General features: G+C 59.2%; 9 protein-coding genes. 5 read left to right on the top strand and 4 right to left on the bottom strand.

Annotated features, from left to right (window positions below):
* Nucleotides 1-94 precede the first annotated feature (94 nt).
* From ACOYNV_RS08875 to ACOYNV_RS08865, 3 genes are all read right to left on the bottom strand, one after another.
* Entirely contained in the window at nt 95-3439 is a 3345-nt protein-coding gene (locus ACOYNV_RS08875; protein WP_422899406.1) for a DUF2126 domain-containing protein, read from the bottom strand.
* Nucleotides 3440-3759: 320 nt separating this feature from the next.
* Nucleotides 3760-4902, bottom strand: a complete 1143-nt coding sequence (locus ACOYNV_RS08870) for an alpha-E domain-containing protein (RefSeq protein WP_422899405.1) — start codon at nt 4900-4902, stop codon at nt 3760-3762.
* On the bottom strand, nt 4896-6278 hold the full coding sequence (locus ACOYNV_RS08865) for a circularly permuted type 2 ATP-grasp protein (RefSeq protein ID WP_422899425.1): 1383 nt from the start codon (nt 6276-6278) through the stop codon (nt 4896-4898). The genes ACOYNV_RS08870 and ACOYNV_RS08865 overlap by 7 nt, the downstream gene beginning before the upstream one ends.
* A gap of 672 nt (nt 6279-6950) precedes the next feature.
* On the opposite strand from ACOYNV_RS08865, the gene ACOYNV_RS08860 reads away from it, so the two are divergent.
* From ACOYNV_RS08860 to ACOYNV_RS08840, 5 genes are all read left to right on the top strand, one after another.
* A complete protein-coding gene (locus tag ACOYNV_RS08860) occupies nt 6951-7244 on the top strand; it encodes a toxin-antitoxin system TumE family protein (protein ID WP_422899404.1) in 294 nt (97 codons plus the stop codon).
* A complete protein-coding gene (locus ACOYNV_RS08855) occupies nt 7234-7608 on the top strand; it encodes a winged helix DNA-binding protein (RefSeq protein ID WP_422899403.1) in 375 nt (124 codons plus the stop codon). Before ACOYNV_RS08860 ends, ACOYNV_RS08855 begins: the two co-directional genes overlap by 11 nt.
* A 1062-nt stretch (nt 7609-8670) precedes the next feature.
* The gene (locus tag ACOYNV_RS08850; RefSeq protein WP_422899402.1) at nt 8671-9252 is read left to right on the top strand and encodes a DUF2760 domain-containing protein; all 582 of its coding nucleotides are present in this window, start codon (nt 8671-8673) and stop codon (nt 9250-9252) included.
* Nucleotides 9249-11126, top strand: a complete 1878-nt coding sequence (locus ACOYNV_RS08845) for an Hsp70 family protein (protein WP_422899401.1) — start codon at nt 9249-9251, stop codon at nt 11124-11126. Before ACOYNV_RS08850 ends, ACOYNV_RS08845 begins: the two co-directional genes overlap by 4 nt.
* Before the next feature lie 158 nt (nt 11127-11284).
* A complete protein-coding gene (locus ACOYNV_RS08840; RefSeq protein ID WP_422899400.1) occupies nt 11285-14077 on the top strand; it encodes an Hsp70 family protein in 2793 nt (930 codons plus the stop codon).
* 171 nt (nt 14078-14248) lie between these two features.
* On the opposite strand, the gene ACOYNV_RS08835 is transcribed toward ACOYNV_RS08840, so the two are convergent.
* Entirely contained in the window at nt 14249-15394 is a 1146-nt protein-coding gene (locus ACOYNV_RS08835; RefSeq protein WP_422899399.1) for a glycerate kinase, read from the bottom strand.
* Between the last annotated feature and the right edge of the window lie 251 nt (nt 15395-15645).

Genomic DNA, 15645 nt, shown 5'->3' with positions numbered 1-15645 from the left:
TTTGACAACGACCTGTAGCGCCCTGGCGTGGCATGGTAGCGGGCAAGCAGGTGCTTTGACATGGGATCGCCATGTACCCATGGACGGGGCCTGATCAACCCGGCTGCCAACGCAAATCAAGCGTCATCGGAAAACTGGGGTTAACGTCTTCCTTGTACACGATCGTCATCGGCCCTGGCGTGTGCCCATGTTCCCAGAAGCGAGCAAAGCGGCGTGCTTCGGCCGCGCTGGCATTGACTGGCGAGTTGGCTTCACTGCGTCCGCCCGGGTGCGACACGTGGTAGGTACAGCCGCCGATGGCGCGCCCGTTCCAGGTATCGACCAGATCAAATGTCAGGGGGACGTGGGTATTGATGGTCGGATGCAGTGCTGACCAAGGACTCCAGGCCTTGAAGCGCACCGCGGCCACATATTCACCCTGTACGCCAGTCGGATGCAAAGGCAATTGGCGTCCGTTGCAGGTGACGATATGGCGGCTGTTGGTCAGTCCGCGCACCCGCAGCTGCATGCGCTCGACCGACGAATCAACGTAGCGCGCGGTGCCGCCGGCGCTGACTTCCTCGCCCAGCACGTTCCAGGGCTCGATGGCTTGCCGCAATTCCATCTCGACACCTTCGTAGACCACGGTGCCATAACGCGGGAAGCGGAATTCAATGAAGGGATCGAACCATCGCTCTTCAAAAGCATAGCCGGCGGCTCGTAAATCCTTGACCACATCGCGGATATCCTCTGTCACAAAATGCGGCAGCATCCAGCGGTCATGTAGCGCGGTGCCCCAATGGACCAGTTTGCACGGGTAGGGCTTGCGCCAGAAACTGGCCACCAGTGCGCGTAGCAGCAACATCTGCAGCAAACTCATGCGCTCGTGCGGCGGCATTTCGAAGGCACGAAATTCAACCAGACCCAGGCGTCCGGTGGGGCCGTCCGGTGAATACAGTTTATCGATCGAAAATTCGGAGCGGTGCGTGTTTCCGGTCAAGTCGACCAGCAGATTGCGCAACAAGCGGTCCACCATCCACGGCCGCTCGCTTTCCTGCATGCCCGGCAACACCTTGTCCATTTGCTGAAAAGCCAGCGTCAATTCGTACAGATTGTCGTCGCGCGCTTCATCCACCCGCGGCGCCTGGCTGGTCGGCCCAATGAACGTGCCCGAAAACAGGTACGACAGTGCCGGATGATTCTGCCAATAGGTAATCAGGCTTTTCAATACGTCGGGCCGGCGCAGCATCGGGCTATCGGCCGGGGTGGCGCCACCGAGCGTGGCGTGGTTGCCGCCGCCGGTGCCGGTGTGGCGGCCATCGACCATGAATTTTTCGGTGCCGAGCCTGGTCAGGCGCGCTTCTTCATACAGCGTGGTGATGTTATAAACCAGCTCATTCCAGGTGGCGGCTGGATGAATATTGACCTCGATTACGCCAGGATCCGGCGTAACGCTGAGCAGCTTGATGCGCGGATCGCGCGGCGGTGGATAGCCTTCGATCCAAAGTTTCAATTTGAGCTTGGCGGCCGTACTTTCGACTGTCGACACCAGCGCCAGATAGTCCTCGATACGCTTGATCGGCGGCATGAAGATATGCAAGCGTCCGTCACGCACCTGGACGCACAAGGCGGTATGGATGACGTCGCGCGCTGCGGGTTTGGCGTGCGCGCTATCCTCTGAGACCTTGGCGCTTTTGGCCGCAGTGGCGCTGGCGCCGGCCGGCTTGTCTGTTGTTGCCAGGTCCGACAGTGCGGGCTTGGCCGCGAAAGGGTCGACATCAAACTCGGGTTCCATGTCCTTTGGCAGCACCCACGGCAGCGCTTTGAGCGGCAGGCGCAAGCCCATCGGCGAATCGCCCTCGGTCAAATACAAATGTTCGCGCTTCAACGGCCATTTGCTGGTACTCCATACGGTGCCCAGAGCGATTGCGGGATCGATATCCTGCGCTTTGATCGGCAACACGTAACCGATTACCGAGCCCAGATCCTGCTGCAGCAAACGGGCGATGCGGCGACGTTCTTCCGTATCCTTCAGATCGGCCTTGAGCGGATCAAGGTTCTCCGGCAGGCGTTGTTCCAGTTGCGCCTGCAAAACCACGTCTTCATAGGCCGCGATCATGCTGTCTGCCGGCAAGCACAAGGCCGCGACCAGTTCGCTGGCGAAGCGCGCTGCCTCCTTGCTGCCATAGCCATCGTCCTTGTTTTCGTCCGAGAACAAAGTGGCGTCGCGCCACATCGGCTGACCGTCGATCCGCCAGAAGATGTTCAAGGCCCAGCGCGGCAAAGGCTCGCCCGGATACCATTTTCCTTGTCCGTAATGGATCATGCCGCCGGGCGCGAAATGATTTTTCAGGCGCTGCATCAGTTGCCCCGCCAGTTCGCGTTTTTCATCGCCGTGCGCCAGGGTATTCCACTGCGCCCCATCCATATCGTCGATCGAGACAAAGGTCGGCTCGCCGCCCTGGGTCAGGCGCACATCCTGTATTTTCAGATCCGCATCGACTTGCAAGCCCAGCTTATTGATGCTGTTCCAGTCTTCTTCGCTATACGGCTTGGTCACGCGCGGGTCTTCATAGATGCGCGTTACAGTCATTTCGTGGACGAAGGTAACTTCGGCTTTGTCGGTAAAGCCGGTCACCGGCGCGGCCGACGTGGGCATGGCGGTGCAGGCCAGCGGGATATGGCCTTCTGACGCCAGCATGCCCGATGTAGGATCCAGTCCGATCCAGCCAGCGCCGGGGATATACACTTCGGCCCAGGCATGCAAATCAGTAAAATCCGCTTCCGGGCCGCTGGGGCCATCGAGCGAAAGCTGATCGGATTTCAGCTGGATCAAATAGCCGGAAACAAAGCGCGCCGCCAAGCCCATATTGCGCAGGATGTGCACCAGCAACCAGCCAGTATCGCGGCAGGAGCCGGTGCGGGTTTTCAGCGTCTCTTCGGGTTTCTGGACCCCGGGCTCCATGCGCACCAGATAGCCGATATCTTTCTGCAGGCGCTGATTGAGCGCGACCAGAAAGTCATTGGTAGGCGTCTCTTTTTTCAACAAGTCGCGCCGGGCGTCAACGATCCATCTGGATTGCAGCGGCCCTGGCTTATCGACCTTCAAATAGGCGCCGAGCTCGGTAATCAGCTGCGGCGTGTAATTGAAAGGGAAATGCTCGGCATACTTCTCGACAAAGAAATCGAACGGGTTGACGGTCGTCATGTCGGCGACTAAATCAACGGTAAATTCCAGCACATCGGACTTTTCCGGGAAGACGAAACGCCCGATGTAATTGCCGTACGGGTCTTGCTGCCAATTAATGAAATGTGTTTCTGGCGTGACCGTCAAGGAATACGACAGGATCGGCGTTCGCGCATGGTGGGCCGGGCGCAAGCGCACTTCATGCGGCGACAGATTGACCGGCCGGTCATAGTGATAGCTGGTTTTATGGTGCAGCGCGACGCGGATTGCCATCGGATATTGCCTTTCAATAAATGTAGCGGGAAGCAGGCGAAAAATTTTCTGCCCGATCTGGGATGCGTATGATTTTAGATTTGGAATCGCCGTTCTCTGTGCCAATGCCATACCCAACCAGGTCCACTGCGATGTGCTCAGTTTCATATAGAACGGGACCGTGATTGCCGTTGGCAATCACGAAAGGATGTTGCTGATCTTCGCAAACCAGATTTCGACACGTTATTTTTTGTGTTCCCCGTTCCGCTGAGGGCACAGCAAATGGAGAGTCGAACAGGACAGTGCCATGCCCGACCGGGACAGTGTTTTATGGCGAATCGTCAGGCGTATTCCGCCGAAATGGGTATCCCTTTGACGCACGTATTTTCTGATGCAAGGTTCCGGTGGATTTTTGCGGCCATCAGTGGCAGGCAAAAACTCGATGATTGATGGATTGGGTCAGTTTTTCCTTCATTTCCAGGAGTTTCCTGCAGATATTCAGGGAATTTTGCTGCCACGTGCGTGTAGGGGATACCCAATTCCGCCGATTCCGCGGGCACCAGGAAATCGCAGCTGATGCGGTTCCCTAATTCGTCCACACACGCCAGGAAGTGAGTCAAGTAGCCATGCAATCCTTGCTTAAGGATTTCATCGATGCGGGAGAACTGTAGTTCGGCGTGCAATTTTCCTGCCAAGCGCTCGGTGTCTTGTGATACGTCGTTGCGGATCTCACTCAGGTTGGTGACCACGGCTGCCATGCAAGCCACCAGAGAACGTGGCATGTTGGCTTGTACCATTAGCAGTTCGGCAACGCGTGCCGGAGTAATGACATCGTGATAGACCTTGCGATAGACCTCGAGCGCCGAGACGGAACTCAACAAGGAGGCTAGATAGTAAAACTCCGGCAGGGCGCCCGATTCGAACGTATTTGCGACCAGGAACTTAACATCGAGGATGCGCGCCGTATTGTCGGCGCGCTCCAGAAACGTGCCGAGGCGGATGAAGTTGAAAGCGTTATCTTGCAGCATGGTGCCGAGCGTGGCGCCGCGCGATTGGTGCGAACGGTGCTTGACCCATTCGAAGAACATGCCGGGATTACGCTCATGCAAGTCAGCCGTGAGGTGCTGCCCCAGTTCTATCCAGGTGGTGTTTAAAGTTTCCCATACTTCGGTGGTCAGCGTGCACCGCACGGCCCGGGCATTTTCCCTCGCTTCTGTCAGGCAGTTGGCGATCGAAGAAGGATTGTCCGGGTCACGCACCATGAAATCGATCACGTCTTTTTGTGTCACCGCGGCGTGTTTGGCATTGAACGCAGCTTCTAGTTCGGAAATTCGGAGCAGGGCACGCCACCCCTGTTCCGCCCCTAATGCTGTTTGTGGCATCAGCGCATACTGGATACGCACATCCAGCATGCGCGCTGTATTTTCTGCACGCTCGGTGTAGCGGGCCATCCAGAACAAATGATCTGCGGTGCTGCTTAACATGCTTGGCTCTCCAGTATCCAGGTATCTTTTGTGCCGCCGCCCTGTGACGAATTGACCACCAGCGAGCCTTCCTTCAATGCCACCCGGCTCAGTCCGCCGGGGACCAACGAGACGGTTTTGCCCGACAACACAAAAGGGCGCAAATCGATATGACGCGGCGCCACGCCGGAATCGACGTAAGTCGGGCACGCGGAAAGAGCCAGGGTAGGCTGTGAGATGTAGCCTTCCGGCTTGGCCAGAATGCGCTTGCGGAAGTCCTCGATTTCGGCCTTGCTGGAGGCTGGCCCGACCAGCATGCCGTAGCCGCCGGCGCCGTGGACTTCCTTGACCACAAGTTCTGGAAGATTCGCCAGTGTGTAAGCAAGATCCGCATTCTTTCTGCACTGGTAGGTCGGGACGTTGTTGAGGATGGGTTTCTCGGCCAGGTAGAAGCGAATCATGTCGGGCACAAAAGGGTAAATCGATTTGTCGTCAGCCACCCCGGTGCCAATGGCATTGGCCAGGCAGACGCGACCGGTACGAACGACCGAAAGCAGTCCCGGCACGCCTAGGGTGGAATCGGCACGAAAGGCACGAGGATCAAGGTAGTCATCGTCGATGCGACGATAAATCACATCGACCTGTTTCGGGCCGCGCGTGGTGCGCATGAAGACAGTGTTATCGGAAACGAACATGTCGTGGCCCTGCACCAGGGCCACGCCCATTTTTTGGGCCAGAAACGCGTGTTCAAAGTAAGCCGAGTTGTGCATCCCGGGCGTCATTACGACGACGGTCGGATCGGAGATGCCTTGCGGCGCCACCGTACGTAGGTTGTCGAGCAGCAAGTCGGGATAATGCTCGACCGGCGCAATCCGGTTGCGCGCAAACAGTTCGGGAAACAAGCGCATCATCATCCTGCGGTTTTCCAGCATGTATGACACGCCGGAGGGTACACGCAGATTGTCTTCCAGTACGTAAAATTCCCCCTCGCCGGCGCGCACAATATCGACCCCGGCGATATGGGCATAGATATTGGAGGCGATGTCAATGCCGTGCATGGCGGGCCGGTACTGTGCATTTTGCAGTATCTGTTCAGGCGGAATGAGTCCAGCCTTCAGGATGTTCTGGTCGTGATAGATATCGTGCAAAAACAGATTCAAGGCGGTGACACGCTGCACCAGCCCCGCTTGCAACTGCGCCCACTCAGTTGTACTGATGATGCGTGGGATAATGTCGAACGGAATCAACCTTTCCTTGCCTGCATTGTCGCCATACACGGCAAACGTGATGCCCACACGGTGGAAAATGAGTTCAGCTTCGGCCCTTTTCTGTTCAATCAGATGTGGCGGCTGACACGCCAGCCACTTATCAAACTCACGATACTGTGGCCGTACCATTGATGTGCCGAAATACATTTCATCATAAATGTGTGACATCGGGTTTTCCTATTTTGTGGCTAGCAATTCTGAATCCAATGGCGGCTGATCGTTCGAATTTCATGGCAATCCACGCTGATGTTCGATTAAGGCGTCCCGCATAATCCTGAAGCTCAGGGGCTTGAGCATTTTGTGGAGGCGATGTCAGTTACGATTTGAACGACAACTAATTATTCGGAGCATTCTTCCGGCCTCGTTCTTGCCGGCAATGCCGTTGAATAGAATAGGGAAGGCCAAGTTTGCTCGACCGATGAATTCCATGTAGTAAATCCACGTTAATTCATGAGCAACTATATTCATACTTTTAGGTACTTAAAATACCCACTAATATGTATTTAAGTTACTAGTAAACTAGTAAAAAAAGTAAAAATCAAAGCAAAAAATCAAAGGGGCCAGGGTCGATTAACCGGCACATTCCCCTGATTTTCAACCCACCGAGGTCGCAACAACCCGAAACCCCCGTCAATCAAAAGGTGGCTCGGTTTTGTCGTTTGCGGAACCCGGCGCTGTCTTCTTATGACCCCATATTTCTTGCCAGGGGATCATTCGTGCCTCTATACTTATCACTCAGGTGATATGTCATGACTACTGCAACGAGATGGGAATATTTGCTGAGCCTCGATGGGCGTGACCATGGTCGTCGACGAGCGGCTTGGCTTCTGGGTTAAGTTCGTCGTCCGAGAGGTGCCGAGTAGTGAAGCCATCCCGCACGGGGTGAACTACTCGCTCACCATGCATGATCGACGCGGGAGCCGGATGCTTGGTTTCGACAATGCACACCGGGTTGGCAAACAAGAGCCGTTCGACCACTGGCATCGCACACGGGGCGACCTTGGTCGGCAATATGGATTCGAGTCTCCAGAAATGTTGCTGGCGGATTTTTGGCGGGAAGTCGATCGGGTTTTGAAGGAGTCAAATGATGACTAAGCTGAATATCGGGATTGCTCCCTACGAGGAAATGAAGCGCTGGACGCTGGCCGTGGCAAGCGGAAAAATCAAGGTGGAATCGGATGCGCCCAAGCTCTGGTTTACGTCGCTGAAGGCGGCGGCCAATGTATTCACGGAGGAAAATCGCCATCTGTTGAAGGTGATTGCCGAGGAGCATCCCCAATCCATTGCAGAGCTTGAAAAACTGACGCAACGAAAGGCGTCAAACCTTTCCCGAACACTCAGAAAGCTTGAGCAATATGGCGTGGTGCGTCTGGTGGAAGGCGAAACGCCCAAGGGACGGAAACCCCTGCGACCCGAAGTGATGGTCGATTCCGTTAGTGTCTCGTTCACGCTTGTCTGAATTCGTTTTCGCAAATCAAAGTGCATTGAATCAAAGGGAATCAGAGGAGCCAGGGGCGCTTTAATTCTTGCGTAGAATCGATGGGGTAAGACTCCATCGAATGCGTTATATGGTTTTCATCACTTCTGCGATTGGTAACGCCTTCACAACTAAAGGGCCAGCTTCGCACTCTTGTTGGAGCAGCCGCAGCACATCGATCAGTGCCGAATCAACTTGTTCGCCGTGATCGGAGATATATCCAGCGGGTTACAGTCCCGTGAAATGAGTTGTCAGTACGACTTTCTAGCGCAGGGAAGCGGTGTCCGAGTAATCGGAGACCGTAAGTTTCCTGGGCAAAGCAGCTTTATGGATTTCGAACGGCTGCTTCTCATTTTTCGGCATGCGCGGCGAATTGCTGCTTTTCAAAAACCCCGACTGCCGGCAATGGGTCGGTGGCTGTCATCAAGCGCTGATGGAGTCGAAAGGCAGGAAACAGAGTACAGCGGCAGTTGGGTATGGAAAAGTCATCAGGCCGCTTACAGTCTGAAGCCGACCCCGACTGCGGTGCCGAGCATTTATTTCTTGAATGGCAGGTTCTGCAAGTAAGTGGGCGCTCAGTTTTGAGGTAGCTGGCTCCATCCGACCCCTATGCATGGTTACAGCGTTTGGAGGAACTTCATGAGCGAATCCGGAGCACTGAATCGACGCAATGTAGTGTCCGGCGCATCCAGTCGCGCTAGAGCTTTTTCCTTCATCGCAAGGTCAGCTTCAACGTAACGATGCGTTATTGTCGTGCTCTCGTGCCCGAAAACGATAAAATGGTTTATATTGCACTGCAGCAATGACGCTTGGAGCGCATCGTCGGGTAGCCGTCAAGCCCTGCGATGTTCCCCGACTGGCGTTGCGTATCCGCCTTGCGTTAGCTACCATGCGCAAACCAGAACGATTGTCCCCTCTTCAAAGAAGACCCGGCGCGACACTCGCCTGAGATGCCCGGTACTGCCGTGGCCGAATTTCAAAGCACGATTCCAGTGAATTTTTCCGAGCCGCGACAGCGGCAAACTTAAACATCAGGACCATTCCATGAAACAAGCCAATCCCTCCTTGTTAAGCAGAATCTCCCTCGCCATCAGCAGCTTTTTCACGATCATTGCCGATAGCGAATTTGCCGCCCGCGTCCAGGACTTGCGCGACGGCGTACAGCGTAGCGAACCGTCGGCACCCGTTGTTGCGACCACGCCTGCGCCTGTCGCGCCAAAGACCGTTGTTGTTCCGCTGCGCGAAGCCGCGCCGGAAGGCGCCTGGCAACTGCTCGGCCTGCTGCAGCGCGAGGCGCGCTTCATCGACTTCATCCAGGAAGACGTCGCCGCCTATGCCGACGCCGATGTCGGCGCCGCCGCGCGCGTGGTGCATGAAGGCTGTCGCAAGGTGCTGCGCGACAACTTCACCATCAACCCGGTACGCGACGAAGCCGAAGGCAGCCGTATCTCTCTGGCCGCAGGCTTCGATGCCGCCGCGATCCGCATCACCGGCAACGTCGTCGGCCAGCCGCCGTTCAAGGGCAGTATCACGCACCGTGGCTGGCGGGTGGACGAAACGCGTCTGCCCAAGCTGGCCAGCGGTCACGAACTGCGCATTGTCGCGCCGGCGGAGGTGGAATTATGAGCGAAGCTAAAATGAGCGAAGCAAAAATGAACGACGCCAGATTTTCCATCGGCATCGATCTGGGCACCACCCATTGCGCCCTTTCCTACGTCGATATCGAACGTTGTGATGGCGAGCAGGTCGTTCAGGAGATCATGCCGATTCCGCAGTTGACCGCGCCCGGTTCGGTCGAGTCGCTCGGCCTGCTGCCATCGTTCATCTACCTGCCGCACCCGAGCGAACTGGCGGAAGGCGACCTGAGCCTGCCGTGGACCTCCGATCAGGACTTTGCCGTCGGTGAAATGGCGCGCAGTCGCGGGGCGGCAACGCCGATCCGTCTGGTCTTGAGCGCCAAGAGCTGGCTCTGCCACGCCGGTGTCGATCGTCGCGCCGCCATCCTGCCCAACGACGCGCCGCCGGAAGTTGAACGTCTGTCGCCGTTCGAAGCCTCGCAGCGTTATCTGGCCCACCTGCGCGCCGCGTGGGATCAGGCGCAACCCGATGCACCCTTCGTCGATCAGGAAATCGTCGTCACCATTCCCGCCTCCTTCGATCCGGCCGCCCGCGAACTGACGGCCGAAGCGGCCAAGGCGGCTGGCTGTGCGCACATGATCCTGCTCGAAGAGCCGCAGGCAGCGCTCTATAGCTGGATTCAGAAGAGCGCCGGCGGCTGGCGCAAACAGGTGCGGCCGGGTGAAATCATCCTGGTCGTCGACGTCGGTGGAGGCACCAGCGACTTTTCGCTGATCGCCGTGCTCGAACGCGAAGGCGTCCTCGAATTGCACCGGGTGGCGGTCGGCGAACACATCCTGCTCGGCGGCGACAACATGGATCTGGCGCTGGCCTATGCCGTCGCCGGCAAACTGTCGGCGCAAGGCACCAAGCTCGACGCCTGGCAACTGCGCGGCCTGACCCACGCCTGCCGTTCGGCGAAGGAAACGCTGCTCAGCGATGCGGATGTCGAAACCGTGCCGCTGGTCATCGCCAGTCGTGGCGCCAAGCTGATCGGCGGCTCGATCCGCAGCGAACTGACGCGGGCTGAACTGACGGCAACGCTGCTCGAAGGTTTCTTCCCGGCGGCGGCCATCGCCGATCGTCCGCAGGGACGCGGTCGCGCCGGCCTAACCCAGCTCGGTCTGCCTTACGCGCAGGACGCAGCGGTTACCCGCCATCTGGCGGCCTTCCTGGCCCGGCAAGTGGCGGCAACGGACGATCTCGAAGGTTTCACCGGCCAGTTGCCGACCGGCGCAACTTTTCTTCATCCGACCGCCGTGCTGTTCAATGGCGGCGTCTTCAAATCCGACCTGCTCGCCAAGCGCACGCTGGCGACGATCAATTCCTGGCTGACCGCCGAAGGAGCCCCCGCCGCCCGCCCGCTCGAAGGCGCCGACCTCGATCTGGCCGTCGCCCGCGGTGCCGCCTATTACGGCTATGTTCGGCGCGGCCAAGGTGTGCGCATCCGTGGCGGCACGGCGCGTTCCTACTACGTCGCCGTCGAATCGGTGATGCCTGCCGTGCCCGGCATGGAACCGCCGCTACAGGCGCTGTGCCTGGCGCCGTTCGGTATGGAGGAGGGCAGCGAGGCGGCCTTGTCGGCCCAGGAATTCGGCCTGGTTGTCGGCGAGCAGGTGCGGTTCCGCTTCTTCGGCTCGTCGGTTCGTCGCCAGGACCAGGTCGGTACGTTGCTTGAAGAATGGGAACCCGAAGAACTCCAGGAACTCGACGAGATCCAGACCACGCTGCCGAGCGCAGGCCGGGCCGCCGGTGAAGTGGTGCGCGTCAAACTGCGGGCGCGGGTGACCGAGGCCGGAACGCTCGAACTCGAAGCCCTGCCGCACGATGCAACGGCACACTGGAAAGTCGAGTTCGACGTGCGCGGCGGGGCTGCGGACTGAGAGTCTGTGAAAATAGTTAGAATCTACCGCAGAGGCGCAGAGGCGCAGAGAAAACGCAGAGGAAATCCAGTGTTCTCTAAGGTTTTCTCTGCGAAACCTCTGCGCCTCCGCGCCTCTGCGGTAGGGTTTTCTGAATTTCTTCACAGCGTCCGATTGCCATGAAACAGCAATACATCGTCGGTATCGATCTCGGCACCAGCAATACCGTCGTCGCTTACGCAACACCCGGCACGCAGCAGGTCGAGTTGTTCGAGATCGAGCAACTGGTTGGCCCCGGCCAGGTGGCGGCGCGACCGTTGCTGCCTTCGGTCCGTTTCCATCCGGTAGCAGGTGAAATCAGCCCCGGCGATCTGCAACTGCCATGGACAACGACTAACGACAATGATCCGGTGCTCACCGGCCGACTGGCGCTCGATCTCGGCGCCCAGGTTCCCGGGCGGCTGGTGTCCAGTGCCAAGAGCTGGCTGTCGCACGCGCTGGTCGACCGCATGGCGCCGATCCTGCCGTGGGGTGCCGACGACGATGTCGCCAAGGTCTCTCCGGTGGCCGCCAGCGCCAGCTATCTGGCGCATGTCCGTGCTGCCTGGCTGCACCGCTTTCCAAAATCACCGCTGGAACAGCAGCAGGTCATCCTGACCGTTCCCGCCTCCTTCGACGAGGGTGCACGGGCGCTGACGCTGGAAGCGGCGCGGCAGGCTGGCTTGCCTCATCTGCGGCTGCTTGAGGAGCCGCAGGCGGCGTTTTACGACTGGCTGTTTCGCCATCAGCAGCGCCTCGCCGAGGAACTGGCCGAAACGAAACTACTGATGGTTTGCGATGTCGGCGGCGGCACCACCGACCTGACCTTGATCCAGGTAGCGATGCACGATGGCGAGCCGGAACTGACGCGGATCGGCGTGGGCAACCATCTGATGCTCGGTGGCGACAACATGGATCTGGCGCTCGCCCATCTGGTCGAATCGCGCCTGCCGGGCAGCGAGGCAAAACTGAGCGCGGCGCGCTTCTCGCAACTTACGGCGCGCTGCCGTGCGGCCAAGGAACAACTGCTCTCAGCCGGGGCGCCGGAGGCCGTGCAGGTGACGCTGCTAGGTGGCGGATCGAAGCTGATCGGCGGCGCCCGGACCATCGATTTGAAACGCGACGAAGTCCTGCAACTGATCGTCGATGGCTTCTTTCCGCACGTGTCGCCGGATGAGCCGCTCCATCAACGGCGCGCCGCGCTCGTCGAGTTCGGCCTGCCCTATCCCGCCGACCCGGCGATCACCCGCCATGTCGCCGCCTTTCTCAAACGGCATGCGCAGGCGGCACGTCAGGCTTTGACCGACGAGAGCAGCGAAGAGCAACTGCCGGTGCCCGATACGCTGCTCTTCAACGGCGGCGTTTTTCGTGCCGAGGCGCTTGCCGAGCGCCTGCAAAGTACCCTTGGCGACTGGCGCGGTGGCGCGCTGCGCGTCCTGCACAACGACAATCCCGACATCGCCGTAGCGCGCGGCGCCGTTGCTTACGCCCTGCTGAAAAAGGGAGATGGGCGGCGGATCGGAGGCGGATCGGCGCGCAGCTACTTCCTGGTTCTCGAAGACGAGGGCGAGGTGCGGCGCGGCCTGTGCATCCTGCCGCGCGGCAGCGAAGAAGGGCACGAAATCCAGTTATCGGAGCGCACCTTCAGCTTGCGCCTTGGTCAACCGGTGCGCTTTCACCTCGCCTCTTCGGTGGCCGACACCGTCTATCAGCCCGGCGAAATCGCGGAACTGAATGACGAGGATTTCGTCCGCTTGCCGCCGATTGCCACTGTCGTGCAGCCGCATGCCGGCAGCACGCAGCGGGAAGTGCGGGTGCAACTGATTACCTCGATGACCGAAATCGGCACCCTGGAACTGCACTGCGTCAGCACGGAAGAAGCCAAGCGTCGCTGGCTGCTCGAATTCCAGTTGCGTGGTGGTGACGGCGAGCCCGTGGTTGCAGCAGAAGCCCTGCCACCGCGCTTTGCCGACGCCGTGCAATGTATCGAGAATATTTTCGGCGCGCGCTCGCAGGTGCAGGAAAGTACGGAAATGCGCAAGGAAGTGCGGCGCCTGCGCAGCCAGCTTGAGCACCATCTGGGCAAGCGTGAAAGCTGGGAAACGCCGCTGCTGCGCGCGATTTTCGACGCATTGATGCAACGCGCACGGCGTCGGCGGCGCTCGGCCGAACACGAACGCCTGTGGCTAAACCTCGCCGGATTCTGCCTGCGCCCGGGGCTTGGCTATCCGCTCGACGAGTGGCGCATCGAGCAACTGTGCACCCTGCATGAGCAAGGCATCGAGTACGTCGGCGAGAGCCAGAACTGGTCGGAGTGGTGGACGCTGTGGCGCCGTGCCGCAGGCGGCTTGCCGTCAGCAATCCAGGAAAAGCTGCTGGTTGAACTCGGAACCGAACTGGAAAAGGAGTTGACCGCGAAGACGCGCGGTCGCCTGGCGACGGCCATCTCCGGCAGTCACGACGATATGCTGCGCCTTGCCGCCTCGCTCGAAAGGCTGCCCATCGAGCACAAGGTCGAAGTCGGCGACTGGTTGCTCGAACGGCTGCGCAAAGCCTCCGAGAAGGCGCTCGGCTGGTGGGTACTCGGCCGCATCGGCGCGCGCCAGTCGCTGTATGGCAGCGCGCACCAGGTGGTACCGCCCGAAGTCGCCGGCCGCTGGCTGGAAGCGGTGCTGGCCGTCGACTGGAAGAAGGTCGAGCCAGCCGCCTTTGCCGCCACGCAGCTTGCTCGCCTGACCGGTGACCGTTCGCGTGACCTGCCGGATGAACTGCGCGACCGTGTGCTGGCTCGCCTGACAGCAATCAACGCCAGCGCCACCTGGATCAAGCAGATCAAAACCGTCGTCGAACTCGACAAGGCCGACGAACGCCGCGCTTTCGGCGAATCCCTGCCGGCCGGATTGCGGCTGGTCCGGAATTTGCAGGGTGGATAAGCGTAGCGCACCCACCCTGCAGGATACGAGTCTGCAGGCCGCATGGATCGGCGATCTGCAGAGTGCATGCCTGAACAGTGGCGTATTCATTGGCTGTGCCGGCGATGATGACGATAGCTGTTTTTTTCTGCGCTGTTGGCGAAGCCTTTCATGATCGTCTTGACGACACGCTTACCGGATCAAACGCGCCGCCTTGATGATCCGGCACAACCGTGCCGAAGCCGATTCGATCAGCGCGCCCCCCGCGCTCATGCATTCTTCCAGCGTCATCGGCTTGTCGCAGACACTCATCGTGGCGTCGATGCCCCGTGCCAACACATCGTCAGAGCCTTCGCCCAAACCTCCGGATAAACAAAACACCGGAACGTTGAATTTTTTCGCGACCTTCGCCACACCGACCGGCGCCTTGCCGAAAGCCGTCTGGAAGTCGGTGCGGCCCTCCCCGGTGATAACGAACGCAGCCTTTTTGACCAGTTCGGCAAAACCGACGGCGGCCAGCACGATCTCTACCCCGGGCCTGAGCTTCGCCGGCGTGAAGAACATCATTCCGGCGCCCAGTCCGCCGGCCGCTCCCGCGCCTGACATCTCGGCCACATCCCGGCCGGTCGCTTCCCGCGCACAAGCGGCGAAATGAGCCAGCGCCGCGTCCAGTTCTGCCACCATTTCCGGCGTCGCGCCCTTTTGCGGACCAAAAACAGCGGACGCTCCGCGCGGCCCACAAAGCGGGTTATCCACGTCGCAGGCGACCGTGATTTCAGTTTCCAGAAGCCGGGGATCAAGCCCCGCCAAATGGATTTGCTGCAGTCCCGCCAGCGCCGCACCGCCTTCAAGCAGTTCCTGTCCGTCGTCGCGGGTAAAGCGGACGCCCAGAGCGCGAGCCATCCCGCTGCCGCCGTCGTTGGTCGCACTGCCGCCCATGCCGATGATGATCTTGCGTAGGCCGGCATCGAGTGCGGCTCGAATCAGTTCCCCGGTGCCGTAAGTCGTGGCGATCCCGGGATTTCTCTTGTCCGTTGGCACCAGAGTCAGCCCCGAGGCGGCGGCCATCTCGATGACGGCGGTCTGGCCATCGCCCAGCACACCCCACTGAGCGGTGATTTTTTCACCGAGTGGACCACTGACCTGTGCCTGCTGCAACTGTCCGCCGGTCGCGCTAACCAGCGCTTCCACGGTTCCTTCTCCGCCGTCGGCGATAGGGATCTTGCGCACCTCCGCGTTTGGGAACACCTGCAGGATTCCACGTTCCATGGCTTCGGCGACGCCCACTGCCGACACGCTGCCCTTGTAAGAATCCGGCGCCACGACGATACGCAACACGATCACTCCTTTTGAAATTAACCTTAAAACCTCAGTTTAACCACGGCGAACACGGCGGGCACGGCGAAAAGCCTCAGGTTTTCAGGATTTCATGGCTTACCCAAAGGGTGAATCATGAAAACATTGCAAGCTCTTGTTTTTCCGTTGTGTTCGCCGTGTTCGCTGTGGTCAACTGCCCTTTTTAGGATTAATTACCAACACGCACAGAATAATCCTGAAAACCTCTTCGCGTCTTTTCGGGAAATAACCTG

Origin of the sequence: Propionivibrio sp. (assembly GCF_049316945.1) — a bacterium.
Lineage (GTDB): Bacteria > Pseudomonadota > Gammaproteobacteria > Burkholderiales > Rhodocyclaceae > Propionivibrio.
The sequence above is the reverse complement of the archived record's forward strand: the minus strand, read 5'-3'. Positions and strand labels throughout refer to the sequence as shown.

Coding starts and splice junctions, on each gene's coding strand:
- ACOYNV_RS08840 (WP_422899400.1), top strand. CDS start 11,285: ATGAAACAGCAATACATCGTCGGTATCGATCTCGGCACCAGCAATACC.
- ACOYNV_RS08850 (WP_422899402.1), top strand. CDS start 8,671: ATGAAACAAGCCAATCCCTCCTTGTTAAGCAGAATCTCCCTCGCCATC.
- ACOYNV_RS08855 (WP_422899403.1), top strand. CDS start 7,234: ATGATGACTAAGCTGAATATCGGGATTGCTCCCTACGAGGAAATGAAG.
- ACOYNV_RS08860 (WP_422899404.1), top strand. CDS start 6,951: ATGGTCGTCGACGAGCGGCTTGGCTTCTGGGTTAAGTTCGTCGTCCGA.
- ACOYNV_RS08865 (WP_422899425.1), bottom strand. CDS start 6,278: ATGGTACGGCCACAGTATCGTGAGTTTGATAAGTGGCTGGCGTGTCAG.
- ACOYNV_RS08870 (WP_422899405.1), bottom strand. CDS start 4,902: ATGTTAAGCAGCACCGCAGATCATTTGTTCTGGATGGCCCGCTACACC.
- ACOYNV_RS08875 (WP_422899406.1), bottom strand. CDS start 3,439: ATGGCAATCCGCGTCGCGCTGCACCATAAAACCAGCTATCACTATGAC.
- ACOYNV_RS08845 (WP_422899401.1), top strand. CDS start 9,249: ATGAGCGAAGCTAAAATGAGCGAAGCAAAAATGAACGACGCCAGATTT.